The 18,898-nt window shown below is 41.6% G+C and carries 19 protein-coding genes and 1 tRNA gene; 10 read left to right on the forward strand and 10 right to left on the reverse strand.

Features of this window, described 5'->3' with window-relative positions:
* Positions 1 to 63: 63 nt before the first annotated feature.
* A tRNA-Leu gene (locus HMPREF9257_RS05560) sits at positions 64 to 146 on the forward strand.
* Positions 147 to 364: 218 nt separating this feature from the next.
* Here HMPREF9257_RS05560 and HMPREF9257_RS09155 read toward each other — a convergent pair.
* From HMPREF9257_RS09155 to HMPREF9257_RS08775, 4 genes are all read right to left on the reverse strand, one after another.
* Complete coding sequence (locus HMPREF9257_RS09155; protein ID WP_006418510.1) at positions 365 to 532, reverse strand: hypothetical protein; 168 nt, start codon at positions 530 to 532, stop codon at positions 365 to 367.
* A 347-nt stretch (positions 533 to 879) separates the two neighbouring features.
* Positions 880 to 1,155: a hypothetical protein gene (locus tag HMPREF9257_RS05565; protein ID WP_006418452.1), complete on the reverse strand. Its 276-nt coding sequence runs from the start codon at positions 1,153 to 1,155 to the stop codon at positions 880 to 882.
* A 250-nt stretch (positions 1,156 to 1,405) separates the two neighbouring features.
* The gene (locus HMPREF9257_RS05570; RefSeq protein WP_006418333.1) at positions 1,406 to 2,788 is read right to left on the reverse strand and encodes a DUF4352 domain-containing protein; all 1,383 of its coding nucleotides are present in this window, start codon (positions 2,786 to 2,788) and stop codon (positions 1,406 to 1,408) included.
* Positions 2,789 to 2,979: 191 nt separating this feature from the next.
* Entirely contained in the window at positions 2,980 to 3,522 is a 543-nt protein-coding gene (locus HMPREF9257_RS08775; protein WP_006418586.1) for a hypothetical protein, read from the reverse strand.
* 140 nt (positions 3,523 to 3,662) lie between these two features.
* Here HMPREF9257_RS08775 and HMPREF9257_RS05580 point away from each other — a divergent pair, with 140 nt between their 5' ends.
* Genes HMPREF9257_RS05580 through pcp form a run of 3 tightly spaced genes read left to right on the forward strand, consistent with a single transcriptional unit; the run spans position 3,663 to position 6,070 of the window.
* Positions 3,663 to 4,391: a DUF969 domain-containing protein gene (locus HMPREF9257_RS05580; RefSeq protein ID WP_006418288.1), complete on the forward strand. Its 729-nt coding sequence runs from the start codon at positions 3,663 to 3,665 to the stop codon at positions 4,389 to 4,391.
* Positions 4,391 to 5,362, forward strand: a complete 972-nt coding sequence (locus HMPREF9257_RS05585; RefSeq protein ID WP_006418147.1) for a DUF979 domain-containing protein — start codon at positions 4,391 to 4,393, stop codon at positions 5,360 to 5,362. The genes HMPREF9257_RS05580 and HMPREF9257_RS05585 overlap by 1 nt, the downstream gene beginning before the upstream one ends.
* Before the next feature lie 60 nt (positions 5,363 to 5,422).
* Positions 5,423 to 6,070 carry a pyroglutamyl-peptidase I gene (gene pcp, locus HMPREF9257_RS05590; protein ID WP_006418282.1) on the forward strand — a complete coding sequence of 216 codons (648 nt, stop codon included), beginning with the start codon at positions 5,423 to 5,425 and terminating at the stop codon, positions 6,068 to 6,070.
* A 371-nt stretch (positions 6,071 to 6,441) separates the two neighbouring features.
* Here pcp and HMPREF9257_RS05595 read toward each other — a convergent pair whose 3' ends face one another.
* Complete coding sequence (locus tag HMPREF9257_RS05595) at positions 6,442 to 8,619, reverse strand: Tex family protein (protein WP_006418253.1); 2,178 nt, start codon at positions 8,617 to 8,619, stop codon at positions 6,442 to 6,444.
* A gap of 64 nt (positions 8,620 to 8,683) precedes the next feature.
* The gene (locus HMPREF9257_RS05600; RefSeq protein ID WP_006418531.1) at positions 8,684 to 9,514 is read right to left on the reverse strand and encodes a metallophosphoesterase family protein; all 831 of its coding nucleotides are present in this window, start codon (positions 9,512 to 9,514) and stop codon (positions 8,684 to 8,686) included.
* 178 nt (positions 9,515 to 9,692) lie between these two features.
* On the opposite strand from HMPREF9257_RS05600, the gene HMPREF9257_RS05605 reads away from it, so the two are divergent.
* Positions 9,693 to 11,150 (forward strand): NCS2 family permease, encoded by a 1,458-nt coding sequence (locus HMPREF9257_RS05605; protein WP_176686286.1) that lies wholly within the window; start codon positions 9,693 to 9,695, stop codon positions 11,148 to 11,150.
* A gap of 190 nt (positions 11,151 to 11,340) precedes the next feature.
* Here the strand turns inward: HMPREF9257_RS05605 and HMPREF9257_RS05610 are convergent, their stop codons facing one another.
* From HMPREF9257_RS05610 to HMPREF9257_RS05625, 4 genes are read right to left on the reverse strand one after another with little or no spacing between them, the layout of a single operon-like run.
* Positions 11,341 to 12,102, reverse strand: a complete 762-nt coding sequence (locus HMPREF9257_RS05610; RefSeq protein WP_006418210.1) for an ABC transporter permease subunit — start codon at positions 12,100 to 12,102, stop codon at positions 11,341 to 11,343.
* Entirely contained in the window at positions 12,099 to 12,998 is a 900-nt protein-coding gene (locus HMPREF9257_RS05615) for an ABC transporter ATP-binding protein (protein WP_006418602.1), read from the reverse strand. The genes HMPREF9257_RS05610 and HMPREF9257_RS05615 overlap by 4 nt, the downstream gene beginning before the upstream one ends.
* Positions 12,998 to 13,201 carry a PLDc N-terminal domain-containing protein gene (locus HMPREF9257_RS05620; RefSeq protein WP_006418379.1) on the reverse strand — a complete coding sequence of 68 codons (204 nt, stop codon included), beginning with the start codon at positions 13,199 to 13,201 and terminating at the stop codon, positions 12,998 to 13,000. The genes HMPREF9257_RS05615 and HMPREF9257_RS05620 overlap by 1 nt, the downstream gene beginning before the upstream one ends.
* On the reverse strand, positions 13,185 to 13,925 hold the full coding sequence (locus tag HMPREF9257_RS05625) for a MerR family transcriptional regulator (protein WP_006418512.1): 741 nt from the start codon (positions 13,923 to 13,925) through the stop codon (positions 13,185 to 13,187). The genes HMPREF9257_RS05620 and HMPREF9257_RS05625 overlap by 17 nt, the downstream gene beginning before the upstream one ends.
* A gap of 264 nt (positions 13,926 to 14,189) precedes the next feature.
* On the opposite strand from HMPREF9257_RS05625, the gene HMPREF9257_RS05630 reads away from it, so the two are divergent.
* The 5 genes from HMPREF9257_RS05630 to HMPREF9257_RS05650 all read left to right on the forward strand — a co-directional run bounded on the left by HMPREF9257_RS05630 (position 14,190) and on the right by HMPREF9257_RS05650 (position 18,827).
* The gene (locus tag HMPREF9257_RS05630; protein ID WP_006418409.1) at positions 14,190 to 15,734 is read left to right on the forward strand and encodes an ABC-F family ATP-binding cassette domain-containing protein; all 1,545 of its coding nucleotides are present in this window, start codon (positions 14,190 to 14,192) and stop codon (positions 15,732 to 15,734) included.
* 319 nt (positions 15,735 to 16,053) lie between these two features.
* Positions 16,054 to 16,740 (forward strand): LexA family transcriptional regulator, encoded by a 687-nt coding sequence (locus HMPREF9257_RS05635; RefSeq protein ID WP_006418566.1) that lies wholly within the window; start codon positions 16,054 to 16,056, stop codon positions 16,738 to 16,740.
* Positions 16,740 to 18,155, forward strand: a complete 1,416-nt coding sequence (locus HMPREF9257_RS05640; RefSeq protein WP_006418198.1) for a Y-family DNA polymerase — start codon at positions 16,740 to 16,742, stop codon at positions 18,153 to 18,155. The genes HMPREF9257_RS05635 and HMPREF9257_RS05640 overlap by 1 nt, the downstream gene beginning before the upstream one ends.
* Positions 18,152 to 18,541 carry a hypothetical protein gene (locus tag HMPREF9257_RS05645; protein ID WP_006418335.1) on the forward strand — a complete coding sequence of 130 codons (390 nt, stop codon included), beginning with the start codon at positions 18,152 to 18,154 and terminating at the stop codon, positions 18,539 to 18,541. The genes HMPREF9257_RS05640 and HMPREF9257_RS05645 overlap by 4 nt, the downstream gene beginning before the upstream one ends.
* Positions 18,528 to 18,827 (forward strand): DUF5960 family protein, encoded by a 300-nt coding sequence (locus HMPREF9257_RS05650; protein ID WP_006418527.1) that lies wholly within the window; start codon positions 18,528 to 18,530, stop codon positions 18,825 to 18,827. Before HMPREF9257_RS05645 ends, HMPREF9257_RS05650 begins: the two co-directional genes overlap by 14 nt.
* The last annotated feature ends 71 nt before the right edge of the window (positions 18,828 to 18,898 follow it).

The raw sequence follows: 18,898 nt of genomic DNA on the forward strand, positions 1-18,898 counted from the left end.
GAAATCTAGTCAACCTAGACTTGAAAAGACAAGCAATCCATGTTACAATACTCTTTGTCTTTTGCGGTCATGGCGGAACGGCAGACGCGCTGTCTTGAGGGGGCAGTGGGGGTATCCCTGTGTGGGTTCAAATCCCACTGGCCGCATAAAAAAGCAGACAAATCATATGATTTGTCTGCTTTTTTCATACACTCGATTATTTAGCCAAAGGACAAGTAGTAGGAGCCCAGGCAGTTTGGCCGCTATAATTTTTAGCTTCTTCCGCCCCAGTTAAGACTCTTAGTGCCTCATTGGCCATGGCTTGCATTTCAAACTCACCCGGATAGGCAAAAATCGGAGCAATCCAGCCGCAATCATCTTTAATTTACGCGACTAAATCTGAATTAAAGACCATGCCGCCACTTAGTAAAATCGCTTGAACTTCACCATGGAGAGCGACGACCATTTGACCAATATATTTATTAATTTGATAAACCATGGCCTGCCAAGCTAATTGGGCTGCTGAATCTCCCTGGGCTGCTTGCTCAGACACTTCTTTACTTGGCTAGTAAGTATAGAATTAGCCATCACATTTTCTTTGGTTGGGCCTGCACTGAAGAATTTTTTTATCACTTAGATAGCAACTAAAGAATCTACCGACGCACTTTCTTTAATTAGGCCTGTACTGAAGAATTTTTCCCTCACTTAGCTGGCAAGTAAAGAATCTAGCGACGAACCTTCTTTTATTAGGCTTGCGCTGAAGAATTTTTTCCTCACTCAGCTAACAAGTAAAGAATCCACCCTCTCATTTTCTTTAATTAAGCCCAAACTAAAGAATGATACTTCCAAACAAAAAGGGCCAAACAAGAAACTCTTGTTTGGTCCCATAAAAAATCTCAATTACCCTTTAATTTGATCAACCACGGCTTGGCCCGCCATCCGGCCTGAGTTGACCGCAAACCCCATAGCATTACCTGGTAAAGTATAGTTATAGGAATCGCCGCAAATGGTGTTAGCATCAGAACCAGCCGCATTATCAGGATAAGCTGAATTACCGTGATCACCTAGAACATTAACGGCCGCAATCCGATTATTTTCGATGGTTACTTCAACTTCATAATCGCCATGTTGGCCTACTCCCTTGCCAACATATTTACCATTTATTAAATTTAACATAGTCCTCTCTCCTCATATAACTCGTTGATAACGTTTTTTGAATATCTTATCACAAGTTCCAGAGTAATTATTTAGAAAATCTTACAATTTTTTTATATATTATCCTCTTACTTTTGTGTTTTATTTCAATATTCACTTGATCAATTTTATTTCTTTCTAAATATCATGTACTTTATTTTTGAGATAAACAGAAAAGCACCTAGAATTCATATAATTCTAGGTGCTTCGTAAAATATAGTAAGTGATATACTTATTCAGCCGCTTTCAGCGTAAAGATCAATGTTTGATAATCATTCATAGTTCTGAAATCTTTATCGTAAACATTCACATCGACCATGATTGAACGACCTTTATAAATTTCATAATCATCTTTAGAAATAGTGAAAACTAGATAACCGGTTGCGCTATCACCTTCTGCCAGAACAGTATCATCAGGTACTACTTCAGGAACGAAGGTAGATTGTTGATCATATTGAATACTTTCGTTCAGGATTAAGTTACCATTGGTGTTCATAAACTTAACTTGATCTTCTTCCTGACTACTATTATTTTCGATAGTATATTCAACCGTATAAACGACTACACCATCCTTAAAGTTTGCGTACTTAGGCGCTTCTTCTTTGTTAGGCGTGAATTCAGTGATTTGATAGCCATTGACTGTCACGTCAACATCTTCAACGGTTAGGGTCTCATTGACTTCACCTTCTTCTAACATTTCTTTAGTCCCCAAATTATCCGTGATAAATTTATCAGGGTAAAACTCACCTTTAGCTGCTTGTTTTTCCATATTATCTTCTGACAATGGTAAGACAACTTGTTCCGGCATTGAAACCCATTTACTATTATCTTCATCGGTTTCATCTAAACTAATATAACCTGGTTTATATGTAATTTCACCATTTTCTAATACATGATCTAACACATCTGCAGGCAGCGCAACCGTTTCATATCCCGTGATACTTTCACCAGCTGGTAAGACATTTTCAAGGGCAATAATTTTATTCGTCAATGCTTCTTCATCAGGGATAAATTGAGAAGAATGAGAATAAGAACGGTCAGCACCAATCACACTGTATTTAGAAGATTGTCCGATAAAAATTGGTTTATCTGTATCGTTAGTATATGTGATTTGGACCACTAACATACCACCACGTTCCCGTTGTTTATCAAAGACAGTATCCCAGTCACGAGAAATATTTTTTAATTCATATAATTTATAACCATCGATCTTATAAGAAATTCCATCTTGGTTATAGGCCTCAAGTCCTTCAAGTGAAGTAAATAATTCACTGATTTCTGCTTGAGTAGATTCTTTAAGGGCAGCTTCAATATCATATTCAAAATCAAATTTTTCAGATGCGCTTTCTTCTTCTGAACCTTCTGCTTCGGTTTCTTCTTCAGATTCCTCAGCAGCTTCTTCTTCAGAACTATCTGAACCTTCAGATGCATCAGCATCTTCAGCGTCACTTGATTCTTCTCCTGATTCTTCAGCGGCGTCACTTTCTTCAGCGGACTCTTCCTGAGCTGATTCAGCTTCACTGGATGATTCCTGGGCAAAAATTGGATTTACAGCACCGACCAACAACAAACTAGTAGAAACAAAAGCACTAAACATTCTTAACGTTTTTTTCATTGGTACACCTCCATATTTTGATACTCCCATTTTAATGAATTTTTTCGAATTAGTCCATAAAAAAACACAAATATAAGCTTTTATTGTGGTTACTATTAATCAATAATTTCGATAAATATTTATAAGTGTAATATTTAATTATTTAAAAATATAAATAGGATATCATATTATTGAATACAAAGACAATCACCTTATTTCATCTTATATTTCCGGATAAGATTGTGAAATGTCTTTTTTAAATCTTCTTTTGATTTTGAGGAATCAAGTTGGACAAATCCTAAATCAGCCGGTGCTAACCATTTATCCCAACCTACTGATTCAAGAGCAATGTGATTATCATAAGTCTGCCAAGCACTCAGATTATAATCCATATCATCAATTAAAATATTTAACGCTTGATTCCAGTCAGGAAAGACTCGATGCATATACTCCACTTTTGAAATACTTTCCGGAGGAAAATACCAAGCTTGCTCAGGCAATTCCGGCAACCATGTGTTTAACCAGATCTTTTTCTCATCTGTTATAGAGGGTTTTTTGTCAAATATTGCTGATAAAATATAAATCTCCACTTCAGTTTCATGATGGATTAAATCTTTAATAAAATTTAATAAATTAATTTCGGGAGGAACATTTTCAAAATAATGTGGCGCAAAAATATCAATACCCACTTCCCGACCCTGGTATTGTACCAGGGTGCCATCCATATCGACAAAGAGACGAATTTTCTTTAACATAAGTACTCCTTATATCTACCAATTTTTTCTATTTTAAAATACCATATTTGATATGAAATGCATAATTTAACTATTTTATGATAAAATGTAAGCGAAATTATATGCCTATCTTGGCAAAAAAATATAAAGGAGGTTACACAATGGAGTATATTAAACTCATTGGTGTACTTATTATTGTCGTTGGTTTTATCCTGAAACTCGACACAATTGCGACCGTTTTGATTGCTGGTCTGGTAACAGCCCTCGTGTCAGGAATTTCGATTACAGAATTTCTAGAGATGTTAGGATCAACCTTCGTGTCTCAACGCTATGTTTCGATTTTCTTCCTAACCCTACCGATGATTGGGTTAGCAGAAGCATACGGACTTAAGGTTCAGGCGGTACGTTTAATCGAACGAATGAAGGGCTTATCCATGGGGGTCTTCTATTCAGCCTACTTTGTTATCCGTTTAATCTGTGGCTTGATGAATATCCGCTTAGGTGGTCATCCATCCTTCGTACGACCAATTGTTGAACCTATGGGTGAAGCAGCGCTGAATGCTGCCATTAATCCCGATAAAGTTCAAGATACCAATCAAACTCAAACCACGCCAGTTAATAATTTGAGTGAAAAAGATTTAGACACCGTTAAAGGTTTAGCCGCCGCTAATGAAAACTTTGGTAATTTCTATGGTCAAAATATGTTTGCGGGATCTGCCGGAGTACTTTTAATTGCGGCTACCATGTCTGAATTAGGTTATGATGTCAGCCCGGCCGCTGTAGCCCTAGCCGCCATTCCAATCGGGATTATCTCAGGATTTGTAGGTTCTGCCTATAACTTTTCTATTGATAAAGCCCTGCAAGCTAAGTATAAAGGAGGCAAAAAATAATGAAATCATTAGTCTTATTAAGCTTTCTTAGTGACTGGGATGCCGTTCTAGGTGGTCAAGTCGAAAATATCCTCGAAGTTATCAACATTGTTATCGGTATTTTCTTATTATATGTTGCTTACCGAACTTTCAACGACCAAAGCAATCCTGTTCGTATCGGTACTTCTGCTTTCTGGGGTATCCTAGGTGTCCTTTTCCTTGGTGGAACTTATTTACCCCCATTAGTTTCTGGAATTCTCGTTTTTTCCCTAGGAATCCTCACCCTCTTGAAACAAGTTAAAATCGGTACAGTTAAGATTACCAGTGATGAAACAGCTGAAAAACGAGCCAATAAATTAGGCTCTTCTGTCTTCTGGCCGGTACTAGCCTTAGGGATTACTTCCCTTATCTTCTCAACCCTCTTCCCTTCTATTGGGAAAATCGTGCTTGGTTTCGGGGCCATTGCTTCCTTAATCTTAACCATGATTATTTTACAACCACGTGGCGGCGAATACTTAGATGAAACCGACCGGATGGTCCAACAAGTCGGCACCACCGGTATTCTACCTCAAATCTTAGCCGCCCTGGGTGCCACCTTTACGGCCGCCGGTGTGGGTGATGTCATTGCTTCTATGATTGGAGGCGTGATTCCTGAAGGTCATAAGTTATTCGGGGTTATTGCTTATGTTTTAGGTATGGTCATTTTCACCATGATTATGGGGAATGCTTTTGCGGCCTTCGCTGTAATTACCGCAGGGATTGGGATTCCCTTCGTCTTAAATTTAGGTGCCGACCCAGTTGTCGTTGGGACTCTAGCTCTAACTGCCGGATATTGTGGTACCCTCTTAACTCCAATGGCTGGTAATTTTAATGCCCTACCAGCTGCCTTACTGGAAATGAAAGACGAATACGGAGTTATCAAACAACAAGCCCTAGTCGCTTTGGTTATGATCGTAGCTCATATTGTATTGATGTATTTCTGGGCCTTCTAAGTGAGCCTATCACTTTAAAAAATTATCAGATTGTTACAATAAAAATAAGGAGTGGATATAATGAAAATTTTAGTTACAGGTTTTGATCCTTTTGACAAAGAACCCATTAACCCAGCCATTGAAGCAGTCAAGTTATTACCAGATACCATCGCCGGTGCGGAAATCATTAAATTAGAAATTCCTACTGTTTTCCATAAATCTGCTGATGTAGTTGCTGAAAAAATGCGGGAAGTTCAACCCGATGTGGTCTTAAACATTGGCCAAGCTGGCGGTCGTACTGGCCTTACCCCTGAACGGGTTGCCATAAACCAAGATGATGCTCGGATTGAAGACAATGAAGGAAACCAACCCGTGGATGTTCCGATTCAAGAAGATGGCCAACCTGCCTACTTCTCTAAATTGCCAATCAAAGCCATGGTTGAAGCCATTCATGAAGCTGGTTTACCCGCAGCGGTTTCAAATACTGCCGGTACCTTTGTCTGCAACCATATTATGTATCAGACTTTATACTTAGTTGATAAAGAATTTCCTGATGTCAAAGCTGGTTTCATGCATATTCCATTCATGAGCCAACAAGTAGTGGACAAACCTAACCAAGCCTCAATGTCACTTCAAGACATGGCTAAAGGGATTGAAGCTGCCATCACCGCCATTGTTGAATACAATGACAAGGATGATTTAAAGGTCACCGGTGGAGCTACCCACTAAGCCCTTTTGAAAAATCATTAATCAAACCATCAAAAAATACCCCTCCTAGTTGGACCGTCTTCTGCTTACTGGCGTAAGCTCCAGACTTTTCTGGCAATACTTAGACTAAGCGCTCAAGCGTCAAGTCTAAGTTATGAGCCAGAAATCCTTTAAACTAGGAGGGCATTTTTGATGTTTTTATTTTTTCTTCACATTGTTGAGTTAGAAAATGGTGCGAATATCTTTCTCTTCACACCGCTGAGTTAGAAAGGAACTGAGTTCACAAGTTCACTCAGCTACTGGGGCCCTAAGTCGCTTTGCTCCTAGTGCCCCAGCACGATCCCACTATAACGTATTCGCTTTTTAGTGATACTACTAATAATTACTAATTTTTATTTAACCCGTTTCAAGCCAATCCGTTGTTTTTGCAAGTCGAGTTCCACGACTTCAACCTCAAGAATATCTCCAACTGAGACTACATCCGACGGATGCTTGATAAACTTCTTAGACAGGCGTGAAATATGGACTAATCCATCTTGCTTAACTCCAATATCAACGAAAGTACCAAAGTCAACCACATTCCGGACTACTCCTTGTAACTGCATACCAATTTCCAAGTCTTCCATGGTCATAACATCATCCCGTAAAATTGGTGCGGGTTGGCCATCCCGAATATCAGCCTTAGGATTTTTCAAGCCTTCAAGGATGTCTTTAATGGTTTCTAAGCCAATATCATACTGGTCAGCGAGTGTTTGAGCGTCTAGCTTATCTAAACCGGCTACAGATTCTTCACTGCCTAAATCAGCCAAGGCAAGACCATGGTCCGCTAGAATTTGTTCAGCAATCGCGTAAGATTCCGGGTGAATGGAAGTTTGGTCCAGTGGATTTACCCCACCTAAGATTCGGAGGAAACCAACGGCTTGCTCAAATGTCTTAGGTCCTAAGCGTTTTACGTCCTTAATTTGGTCACGATTAGTAAAAGCCCCTAACTCATCCCGCAAGGCAATCAAATTATTGGCGGTTGCGGCGGTTAAACCAGATACATGTTCTAATAACTGTTTAGACGCGGTATTAACATCCACTCCAACCTGGTTAACGGTAATGTTGACCACGAAGTCTAAGGCTTCGGTTAATTCTTTTTGGGCCACATCATGTTGGTATTGACCCACGCCCATGGACTTAGGATCAATTTTGATTAACTCAGCCAATGGATCTTGCAAACGACGGGCAATGGAAACCGCAGACCGTTCTTCCACTTGGAAGTCTGGGAATTCTTCCCGGGCAATCTTAGAAGCTGAATAGACAGAAGCCCCTGCTTCATTAACCACAATAAATTGGGTGGCTAGATTATTATTTTTGATCGTCTGGCTGACAAATTGTTCAGATTCCCGCGAGGCTGTTCCGTTACCAATAGCAATCACATCTACCTGATATTGCTGAATGAGGTCTAGTAATTGACCTTCAGCTTGAGCGCGTTTGGCTTCTGAAGCGGGCTTATGCGGATAAATAACTGACTTAGTCAAAACCCGTCCGGTTTCATTAATAATAGCTAACTTACAACCAGTCCGGTAAGCTGGGTCAAAGCCCATCACAATCTTACCTTTAAGTGGTTGTTGTAAGAGTAAATGCCGCAGATTATCACCGAAAACCTCAATGGCTTGACTATCCGCAACTTGGGTCAATTCATTCCGAATTTCCCGCTCGATACTTGGCCCGATAAAACGCCGGTAAGCATCTTGGATTGCATCAGCCACAAAAGCGGTTTTCTCTTCATTTAAGTCTTTCGGAACATAGTGACGCAACATATAGTTTAAGACAGGTTCTTCTTCAGCTTGAATTTTGACTGTCAAAACACCTTCTTTTTCAGCCCGATTAAGGGCTAAGACTCGGTGAGGCAAAACTGCACTGACTTTTTCACTGTAATCATAATAAGTTTGATAAACCCCTTGAGGGTCGTCTTCCTGGCTTTTGACGCTTGAAACTAAGAGGCCATTATACCGAGTATATTTCCGGATGAATTCCCGGTAGTTGGCCCGGTCGGACACATCTTGAGCTAGGATTTCATGGGCACCTGCTAGAGCTGCTTCAGGCGATTCAACGTCTTCTGTCACAAATTGACCAGCATAACTTACAATATCGCCCTGGTCAGTTTGGGGATTAAGGATATAGTCCGCTAAAGGCTGTAAACCTTGTTCTATCGCAATCATAGCCTTGGTCCGACGTTTTTGCTTATAAGGCCGGTAAATGTCTTCTAAGGTTTGTAATTTAGTCGCCTTAGCAATCTCTTTTTGCAAGTCTTCCGTTAACTTACCTTGTTCATCAATCAAACGAATAATTTCATCTTTACGGTCAAAAAGTTGAGTTGCATAATGGTGGGCTTGTTCAATATCATGGATTTGAACTTCATCGAGGGAGCCAGTGACCTCTTTCCGGTAGCGGGCAATAAAGGGAATGGTATTCCCTTCACCTAAAAGGTCCAAAACGGCCTTGACTTGACTGGCTTTAATTTTAGTGGCGGCCGCTACTTCTTTGATAAATGTTTGAGTTTGTTCTGGGCTATATTCTGTCATAGGTCTCCTTCTTTTCTGATCTGATTGTCACGTCAATCGACACGGTTGGGCACTCATTAAACACCTATTGAGCCGACGAACGAGTATCCCTTGCTGATTCAACCGGGTCTAGTTTGTCATTCGTGGTTGTTTCTTGGCCTTTCTTTTTACCTTTAAAAGTCTGGGTAGCTGGATTGACTACTTGGTCTTTGGTTGAGATGGTAAAAGAGTCAATGACTTCTTCCCGATTAATTTTAAGGCCAATTAACTTCTCACCGTAGACTGCTCCACCATCAATACCAATCTTACCATCATCGGCGAACCAAATTCCGCCCCCTTTTTGTAAGAGAATGGTTGGGGTGTGGCCAAAAATAATGGTTTTTCCGGTATTATTCGGTTCATAATGGAAACCATCCCGGATCCATAAGAAATCATGTTGACTCGACTGCCTCCAATTATCCAGGGTTAAGTTCACCCCAGCATGGGCAATGATAAAGTCACCAAACTCAATATAATAAGTTAAATGGTCGAGCCATGGCCGCAACCAAGGATAATAACGATCGACTTGGGTTACATAGTTAGCAGCCCGCTGACTAAAGACCGCATCTTCATTAAGCTTCAATAATTGGCTCAGGGTTGTGGTGCCATGATTCGCAAAATAAACCGGCCACTTTTGCTCAGGATCTTTCAAATAATCCAGAAACATCTGTTCATGGTTCCCCCGCAAAGCATGAACGGACGGATCTTGGCTTAATTCATAAACACGTTTTAGAACTTGACGGGCATTAGGACCACGGTCAATATAGTCGCCAACAAAAATCAGCTCTTCTTGAGCCGGGTTCCAGTGGCCTAACATGTCTTCTAGGGCCTGATCCATACCGTGGATATCCCCAATAATAAAGGCTTTGTTCTTCATAAAAGTGTCAATCTCCTCTTAGCAATACTGCTTCTAATTATAGCATAAATTTAAAGATTTTCTGGAAATAATTTTTTCCGAACATTATTTTTTAAATTTAAAAATTAGTTTGTCTTTGTCTGATTTTAATGCTATACTTGACCCATCAAATTATTTGGAGGGAATCTTTTTGGACACAATCAAATCTTTCTTTAAAATTGAAGAAAATGGCTCTAGCATTTCGACAGAAGTCTATGCTGGGATAACCACTTTCTTGGCCATGTCTTATATTATTTTCGTGAACCCTGCTCTTTTATCTTTATCCGGCATGCCAAGTCAAGCAGTTTTCTTAGCTACCATTTTTGCTTCAGCTATCTCTACTGTTTTTATTGGTGTTTTTGCTAATGTACCTTACGCTCTAGCCCCAGGTATGGGACTGAACGCCTTCTTCACCTATACTGTTGTTTTTGGTTTAGGTTTTACTTGGCAAGAAGCCTTATCCATGGTTTTCATCTGTGGTCTTTTCAACGTCTTAATTACTGTAACTAAGATCCGTAAATTGTTGATTACTGCTATTCCAGAAATGTTACAACATGCCATTTCTGGTGGGATTGGGATTTTCATTGGTTATTTAGGAATTAAAAATGCGGGTTTACTTCAATTTACTTCTGAAGCACCCAACATCTTATCGATCAATGGTGGCGATCCTTTAGCCACTGAATTCGCCGACGGCGTAAATACTGTTGTGACGAATGGTTCTGCCCTTCCTGCCTTAGTTAATTTCACTCAACCCGGTGTCTTAATCGCTTTATTCGGTTTATTCTTAACCATTATCTTAATGTTACGCAATACTAAGGGTGCCATCCTAATCGGTATCTTAGCTGCTACTATTTTAAGTATCGTTACGGGTGTGACTGACTTATCAGCCATTGACTTCAATCAAAATTCTTTAGGGTCTGCCTTTGAAGAATTCGGTCAAACCTTTGGTGTGATCTTTACTTCAGCTGGTCTCCCTGCCTTATTCGCCGATGCTAGCCGGATTCCTTTAGTCATCATGACAATTTTTGCCTTCTCACTTTCAGACGTCTTCGATACAGTTGGTACTTTCATCGGTACCGGACGTCGGACTGGTATCTTCTCTGACGAAGACGAAGAAGCCCTTGAAAATGGTTCAGGTTTCTCTTCTAAAATGGATAAAGCCTTATTCGGTGACTCTGTCGGTACGATCTTTGGTGCTATCTTCGGCACTTCTAATACCACTACTTATGTTGAATCTGCTGCTGGTATTGGTGCGGGTGGTCGGACTGGCTTAACCTCTGTTGTAACTGCTATCTGCTTTATCGTCGCCATGTTCTTATCACCAGTGATTGGTATCGTCCCTTCACAAGCCACTGCCCCAGCCTTAATTATCGTAGGTATCTTAATGGTATCTTCTCTCCGTGAAATTGCTTGGGATAATTTTGAAGATGCTGTGCCAGCCTTCTTCACTTCCGTCTTCATGGGCTTTGTTTACTCAATCTCTAACGGTATTGCTGCTGGTTTCATTACATACGGTTTAGTTAAAATTGTCAAAGGTAAAGCCAAAGAAATCCACCCAATCCTTTGGATTTCTATGTTACTCTTCATTTTGAACTACATCGTAATGGCATTTATCTAATCGAATTCAAAAATGAGCCTCTGCCGTTGCGGCAGAGGCTTTTTGTGTGGCGTGAGTTTGGATAGACTTGGGTAATCGGGTTCCACTGGGTGGGACTTGTGACGACTTTTGACTCAACTCATCCTAAAAGAAAAATTTATCTGACTTAGCTGGGGTCACCCTAATTGATTACTCCCGCTTTAAATACCCACTACAAACGCCGCCGATTGAAAACCGGAATCGCAAGCACAAGCAGAACAAGGCCCATAATCAAAGTAACAATTACCGGAGTAATTAAATCGTCGGTAGCTAATTGCTTTGTAATCAGCTGTGACCCTTGACCCAGCAGTAGAGGTGAGAATTTTTTAAACTTAGGCCACAAAGATAAAAGATAAATCAAGCCAAAAGAAAGCCCCGTCCCTAACAAAGCACTGGTACTGGTCTTGACGACAACTGAAAAGAAAACAAAGAAAGTAATGACTAAAAGCCCTAAGAGCCAGACCCCCAAGGCGGCTGAAAAGACATGGAGTACAGTTGCATTATCCCAATAATAATCACTATAAATATAGGTTAATCCGAAACTTAAGAGCAAGCCCAAGGTCCAAGCGGTGACTAAAACCACAAATTTAGCCAGCACAATCTTATAACGGGACAATCCTTTAGTCACACTAATAAGCAAAGTACCCACGGCATATTCCTTACTGAAAATATCCCCTTCTACCAACAAGAAAATAATCAAAACCAGGAACCAATTTTTGAAGAATTGGAGCCAAGCATCCAGCGCCGTAATCTTCATGGCATGAATTTCTAAACCAGAGCTAGCCAGCGAATCTTTAGCTAATTCCAAGAGTTTGGGAGTTAATTTGGCCGTCGCGGGATTTAAAATACCAAACAGCATAAATACAATGACTAGGATCACAAATTGACCATTGCGGATGTGGGATAAAATCTCTTTTTTCAAAAAAGCACTCATAATGACACCACCTGCATGAAAAGATCTTCTAGATTCATGGCCTGCTTTTCAATTTTTACGAAGGAGATTTGCTTTTCAGCCAAATAGGTTAACAGGCGAAATTCGGATAAATCCTGTTGGTTAAATTCTAGAAAGTTGCCACCCAAATCCTTAAGTCCGGGGAAGGTAGCCATCAAATGAGCTTTATCTGCTGACGCTATTAATTCCACTTGGAAGCTATGATGTTGATAGGCTATTTTAAGATCTGCTAAAGACCCTTTAAGAACAATTTTGCCCTTATCTAAAACCGCAAGGTCGGTACAAATGCGTTCAATATCCGAAAGAATATGGGTAGAAAATAAAACAGTTGTTTCACCCTTGATCCCTTTCAAAATATCCAAGATTTCTTTACGACCCAAAGGATCGAGGGCAGAACTCGGCTCATCACAAATCAATAATTTAGGCTGATTTAATAAGGCCTGAGCAATCCCCAGCCGTTGCTTCATCCCCCGCGAATACCCTTTAATCCGGTGACTTTCCTGGCCTAAACCAACCAAATCTAATAAGTATTTACTCCGTTGTTTAATATCATACTTGGATAAACCTGTAATTTCACCGCAAAAATTCAAATATTCACTTGCTGTCATAAAGCCATAAAATTCAGGAACATCCGGTAAATATCCGATAAAACTATTACTAGCCGTTTGACCATAAGTCACTGGCTCCCCCGCCACTTTTATTTGACCGCGCTCTGCTTTAAGAAGACCTAGAATCAGTTTCATGGTGGTCGTTTTACCTGCTCCATTCTTACCAATAAAGCCAAAAATACTATTTTCTGGCACGGACAAAGAAATATCATCGAGAATGATTTTTTCACCAAAAGCCTTATGAATATTGGTTAATTCTAAAATGTCCATTAGGCATCTTCCTTACCAAAGACTAAATATAAAATCGGACCGACAAAATTCATTAAGATGATACTAACCATTAACCAAAGCGTACGACTGCCTTGTTTATAGTGCGAATGGGTCATAATATGATGGATAACATAAAATAACAAACTAAATTGGACAATGATCAAAGGAATCAATAAGGGTAGGTATTCATGAATGTCTTTCATCTTGCTCTTCCTTTCGGTAAATTTCGACACAAAAACCTTGGTGATGACAATGAGGACAGGTTAACTGGCGCATAGTTGGAGTATGTGAAGCCCAAAACACTTGTTTAAAACTTGGTTTGAAGACTTCATGACAATTAGGACAAATATAGGCAGTCGATTTAAAATAATAACGGGAAATGATAATACCATAAGGGACTGCTACGGCTAACCATATCAGCACATAGCCCCAGTTTCCATGAGCGAGTCCTTCATATAAAGCAAACCACTGCAAGAGAGTGACCGGAATACCTGTCATGAGAATAACCCACCGCATTTGACTCAATTCTTTTTTTGATGCCATAATCCTTGAGATATCTCCAATTTTTTCTAGCGAAGCTTCACTCCCTTTATCAAGCTGACTCTTTAATTGCTTGATTTTGTTTAATTTTTCATGGATATCTAGCAGCTGAGCGTGTAAATCTTTACTTTGCTCTTCAAGCACTAAATCAATCACATGCCCTGCATCTTCTTCTTTAAGTAATGACTCAATCGCTTTGAGTGACAGACCTAGCTCACGGAGGAAACAGATAAGTTTTAATTGCTTCACATCCGCTTCGGAATATAAACGTCTGCCGCCCTCACTTAGGGTAGTGGGGCTTAAAATTCCCCGCTTGTCATAGTATTGCACCGTCCGCACCGTTACCTGACAAATTTTTGCAATTTCTCCACTGGTATAAGTTGCCATTTCCTGGTTTCCTCCTTTAATTACCCATATTTTACAATATGACCTTAGGTCACAAGCAATACCTTCCACTCAATTTTCTATTTATTTTTTCAACTTTACAATAATTATCATAATTTATTAAAAATAGTTTGGTTTCAAAGATAAAAACTATCCTCCTGGATAGATGATAGACTGAAATTGTATTTTTGGTCTAAAACTTTTTTAACCTTCATTCAGCAAAATAATTTGTTATAATAAAACAAATTCAATCAAAAGGAGCACACCATGAGTTTATTAGACGTATCCAATTTAACCCACGGTTTTGGTGACCGTGCTATTTTTGAAGATGTATCCTTCCGCCTGCTTAAGGGCGAACATATCGGTCTGGTTGGGGCCAATGGCGAAGGAAAATCCACCTTTATGAACATTGTCACCGGCAAACTCCAACCCGACGAAGGAAAAATTGAATGGGCCAAACGGGTCAAGGTCGGCTATCTAGACCAACATACGGTACTTAAGCCAGGTATGACCGTCCGAGACGTGCTCCGCATGGCTTTTGACGACCTTTTTAAAGACGAAGCCCGCATCAATGAAATCTACATGCAAATGGGGGACGCCGACGATCAAACTATGGCCGACCTGATGGAAGAAGTCGGCGACCTGCAAGAAGGCCTAGAAGTCCATGATTTCTATAGTTTGGATGCTAAAATCGACGAAGTCGCTCAAGCCTTAGGTGTGACCGATTTCGGCATGGATTCCGATGTCACCGCCCTATCTGGGGGACAACGAACTAAAATCTTATTAGCCAAACTCCTCTTAGAAAAACCTGACATCCTCTTATTAGACGAACCGACTAACTACTTGGATGCCGAACATATCGAATGGCTGAAACGTTACCTACAAAATTACGATAATGCCTTTATCCTTATTTCCCATGATATTCCATTCCTTAACCAAGTGGTCAACCTGATTTATCATGTAGACAACCTCCACATTGATCGCTATGCCGGTGACTACGACCAATTCCAAGAAGTCTATGCCATGAAGCAAGCCCAATTGGAAGCCGCCTATAACCGCCAACAAAAGGAAATCGCCGACCTTAAAGACTTTGTGAACCGTAACAAGGCCCGGGTAGCCACCCGGAATATGGCCATGTCCCGCCAGAAAAAATTAGACAAGATGGATATCATTGAACTCAAGGGGGAGAAACCGAAGCCTAAATTCAATTTCAAATCAGCTCGGACCCCAGGCCGCTTTATCTTTCAAGCAGAAGGCTTAGAAATTGGGTATGATTTTCCTTTAACTAAACCCTTGAACCTGGTTTTTGAACGTAACCAAAAAATTGCTATTATTGGGGCCAACGGGATTGGTAAAACTACCCTCTTGAAATCCTTAATGGGCTTGATTCCTGCCTTAGGTGGTCAAGTTGAACAAGGTGACTACTTAGAAATTGGTTACTTTGAACAAGAAACCGCTTCTGGTAACCGGCAGACACCCTTAGAAGCCGTTTGGGATACCTTCCCAGCCCTTAACCAAGCCGAAGTCCGGGCGGCCTTAGCCCAAGTTGGCCTGACTGCCAAGCACATCGACAGCCAAATCCAAGTCCTTTCCGGGGGTGAACAAGCCAAGGTCCGCTTCTGCCTCTTGATGAACCAAGAACACAATGTTTTGGTACTGGACGAACCGACCAACCACTTAGACCCCGACGCCAAAGACTCGCTCAAGACTGCCCTCCAAGATTATAAGGGCTCTATCTTGATGGTCTGCCACGAACCCGACTTTTATGAAGGCTGGGTTGATGACATCTGGGACTTCAACCAATTGCTTTAATTAATCATGTGGCTCCCCGGATTGCGGGGAGCTTTTCTTACTATATTATGATATTAAGCCTGACTGGCTATGGCGCCAGGTCAGTCTTTTTCCTTTATTTGATCAAGGGATTTGAGACTGATTTTGGGGTAGGGTTACCAAGATTCTAATCTTGGTAACTTTTCCTAGCCAAGAATTGCGAAGAATGAATTTTTGACAACTTTTCCCAACCAAGACTTGCGAAGAAAAATTTCTTAGCAACTCACTCCTCCTGCTTGAATCCCACCCAAAATCGTGCTACACTCTTGTTAGTTTATAAACTAACAAGAGGAGTGATTTTATGTTTTCCGGAGACCAATTAAAGCGCCGCCGCCAAGAACGCCAACTGAGTCAAGCTGACCTAGCCCGGCAACTGAACATTGCCCGGTCATCCTACTATAACTGGGAAACCGGCAAAACCCAGCCCAACCAAGCTAACCTAGAACACCTAGCCAAACTATTACTCGTCACCCCTGACTACTTTGACCAAGACTATCGTCTTCTCCACCCCTACCACCAACTCCAATCCGCTCGTCAAGACCAGGTCGTCGACTTTACTGACCAACTATTAGAAGAGCAAAAACGGGCCCAAGCTCCCAAAATTGCCGCCCTTTTTGCCTACAAAGTCTACGAAAAACTATCAGCCGGGACTGGTTATGGTTACTTTGAAGACCGGTCTTACGATACCGTCTTCCATACTGAGAAAATCGACCACGACCTAGCTTCCTGGGTATATGGTGATTCCATGGAGCCCCTCTACCTCAATGGATCGGTGGCCTTGATCAAGGATACTGGTTTTGATTATGATGGTGGGATTTACGCCGTCGACTGGGACGGTCAGACCTACCTTAAACGGGTCTACCGCGAAGCCGAAGGCCTCCGCCTAGTCTCCCTCAACCAAAAATACCAAGATAAATTCGCCCCTTATAGTGAAGAACCCCGCATCATTGGCAAACTAGTGGGCAACTTCATGCCCGTCGTTAACTAATGGGTCTTATTGACTATAGTCGCGAACCCCGGTCAGACATCGCCTTTGTGGACATGAAGTCTTTCTATGCCAGTGTAGAATGTGTCCAACGAGGCTTAAACCCTCTTACGACCAGCCTCTGTGTTATGAGCCGGTCGGATAATTCTAAAGGCCTGATTCTGGCGGCCTCTCCTACTTTTAAAAAAGTCTTTGGCCGCGATAATGTCAGCCGGTCTTATGACCTGCCCTTTAATATCCACACCCGGCGCTTTAATTTCTACCGGGCCAAACAAGCTGGCCTAGCGATTGATCCAGACTATATTCATTTTATTGAAAGTTGGGCTCGGCGGACTCTGATTGTTCCACCCCGCATGGGACTTTATATCGAACAAAATATAGCCATCCAAAAAATCTTCCAAAACTATGCGCCTAAAGAAGATATCCTACCTTATTCTATTGATGAAGGCTTTATTGACCTCACCCATTCACTCACTTATTTTGCCGGCCGTCCTAGCAAAGACCGCCGCCAAGACTTGGACGATTTGGCCGACCAAATCCAACACCAAATCTGGCAAGAAACGGGGATTTATTCGACCATCGGATTGTCGAATGCTAACCCACTTTTGGCCAAGCTAGCCCTGGATAACGAAGCTAAAAAAACTCCCACCATGCGGGCCAACTGGTCCTATGAAGATGTAGAAAGCAAAGTTTGGGCCATCCCCAAGATGACTGACTTTTGGGGCATTGGTCACCGGATGGAGACCCAGCTTAATAAACTCGGAATCCGTTCCATTAAGGACTTAGCCAATGCGAATCCTGACTTGCTCAAGAAAGAACTCGGCGTCATCGGTTTGCAATTATTTTTCCACGCCAATGGGGTCGATGAAAGCAAGGTCCGCCAACCCTACCAACCCAAAAGTAAAGGACTTGGCAATTCACAAGTTCTCCCTAAGGATTACTACCGCCAAGAAGATATTGAATTGGTCTTGGCCGAAATGGCCGAACAGGTAGCCATCCGCCTGCGCAAACGCCGAAAGCAAACCGCCTGTGTGGCCATCTATGTGGGCTTTAGCCTGGACTGTGACCACCGCCCCATTTCTTGCCAGATGACCATTGATCCCACCCAGCACACAGGAACTTTAATCCAGCACGTCCTCTATCTCTTTCGCCGCCACTACCAAGGAGGGCCGGTCCGTAATATCGGCGTCCGCTATGATAAGCTGATTGACCAAGATATCGTATATTACTCCCTCTTTGATGACCCGGTCCAAGCAGACCACCAGCAAAAATTAGACCACACCATTGATCAAATTCGCACCCGCTTTGGCTTTATCGCGGTCCAAAAAGCCTCAGCCCTCAAAGAAAATTCCCGCAGCATTGCCCGGTCTAAATTAATCGGCGGCCATTCCGCTGGGGGATTGGATGGCTTGGTATGACGGTTGACCGGTCTTACTTACCCTACCCATCGGCCCGCCACTACCAGGACCGCAAGATGGCCAAATGGATGGGCTTTTTCCTATCGGAACACCAAACTGCCCTGGCTAAGCATGCCCACCCTCAAAACCTACCCGATAAACTAGCTTGGGATCAAATCTTACTCTACCTCGGTCAAGCTTATAGCCAACAGCTTCCTATCCAAATTGACTACTTAAGCTCTGTCCACGGTCAAAAAGAAGCCGTCCTCGCCCATAGCCAAGGCAAGGTCCTTAGCTTAAGTGCTGACCGGGTAGACCTTACAGGCCCCCATACTTTTAAGAGTATTCCCTTAGAACAAATTATCGATTTACACATGATTGAGGAGGAGGATTATGACCCAAAATAAAGTTGACCAAGCTAGCCTACAATTTGACTACTTTAGCCAAAATTACCGTCAATTCCAAGAAGACTTTTATACCTATTCCCGCATCCCCCTGCCCCTCACCTTTATGCGGGATGACCTCTTGCTGAACATGGCCAATGGCCAGCGTAATTATTTCAAACTCAATGCCCAAAATGCCCAAGATAACCATGACCATTATTTTCACTTTACCCTCCATACCCAAAAGCAAAGTCCTTATATCAGGACTTATAAGTATGTCGGCCATACTCTTGAATTTCCCACAAACTAACTCCGAAAACCCTAAGTACACAAAAACAGCCAAGTAAGTCATTGCCCTCCTTAAAGGATAAACAATGGCCA

The organism is Eremococcus coleocola ACS-139-V-Col8 (genome assembly GCF_000183205.1).
Classification (GTDB): domain Bacteria; phylum Bacillota; class Bacilli; order Lactobacillales; family Aerococcaceae; genus Eremococcus; species Eremococcus coleocola.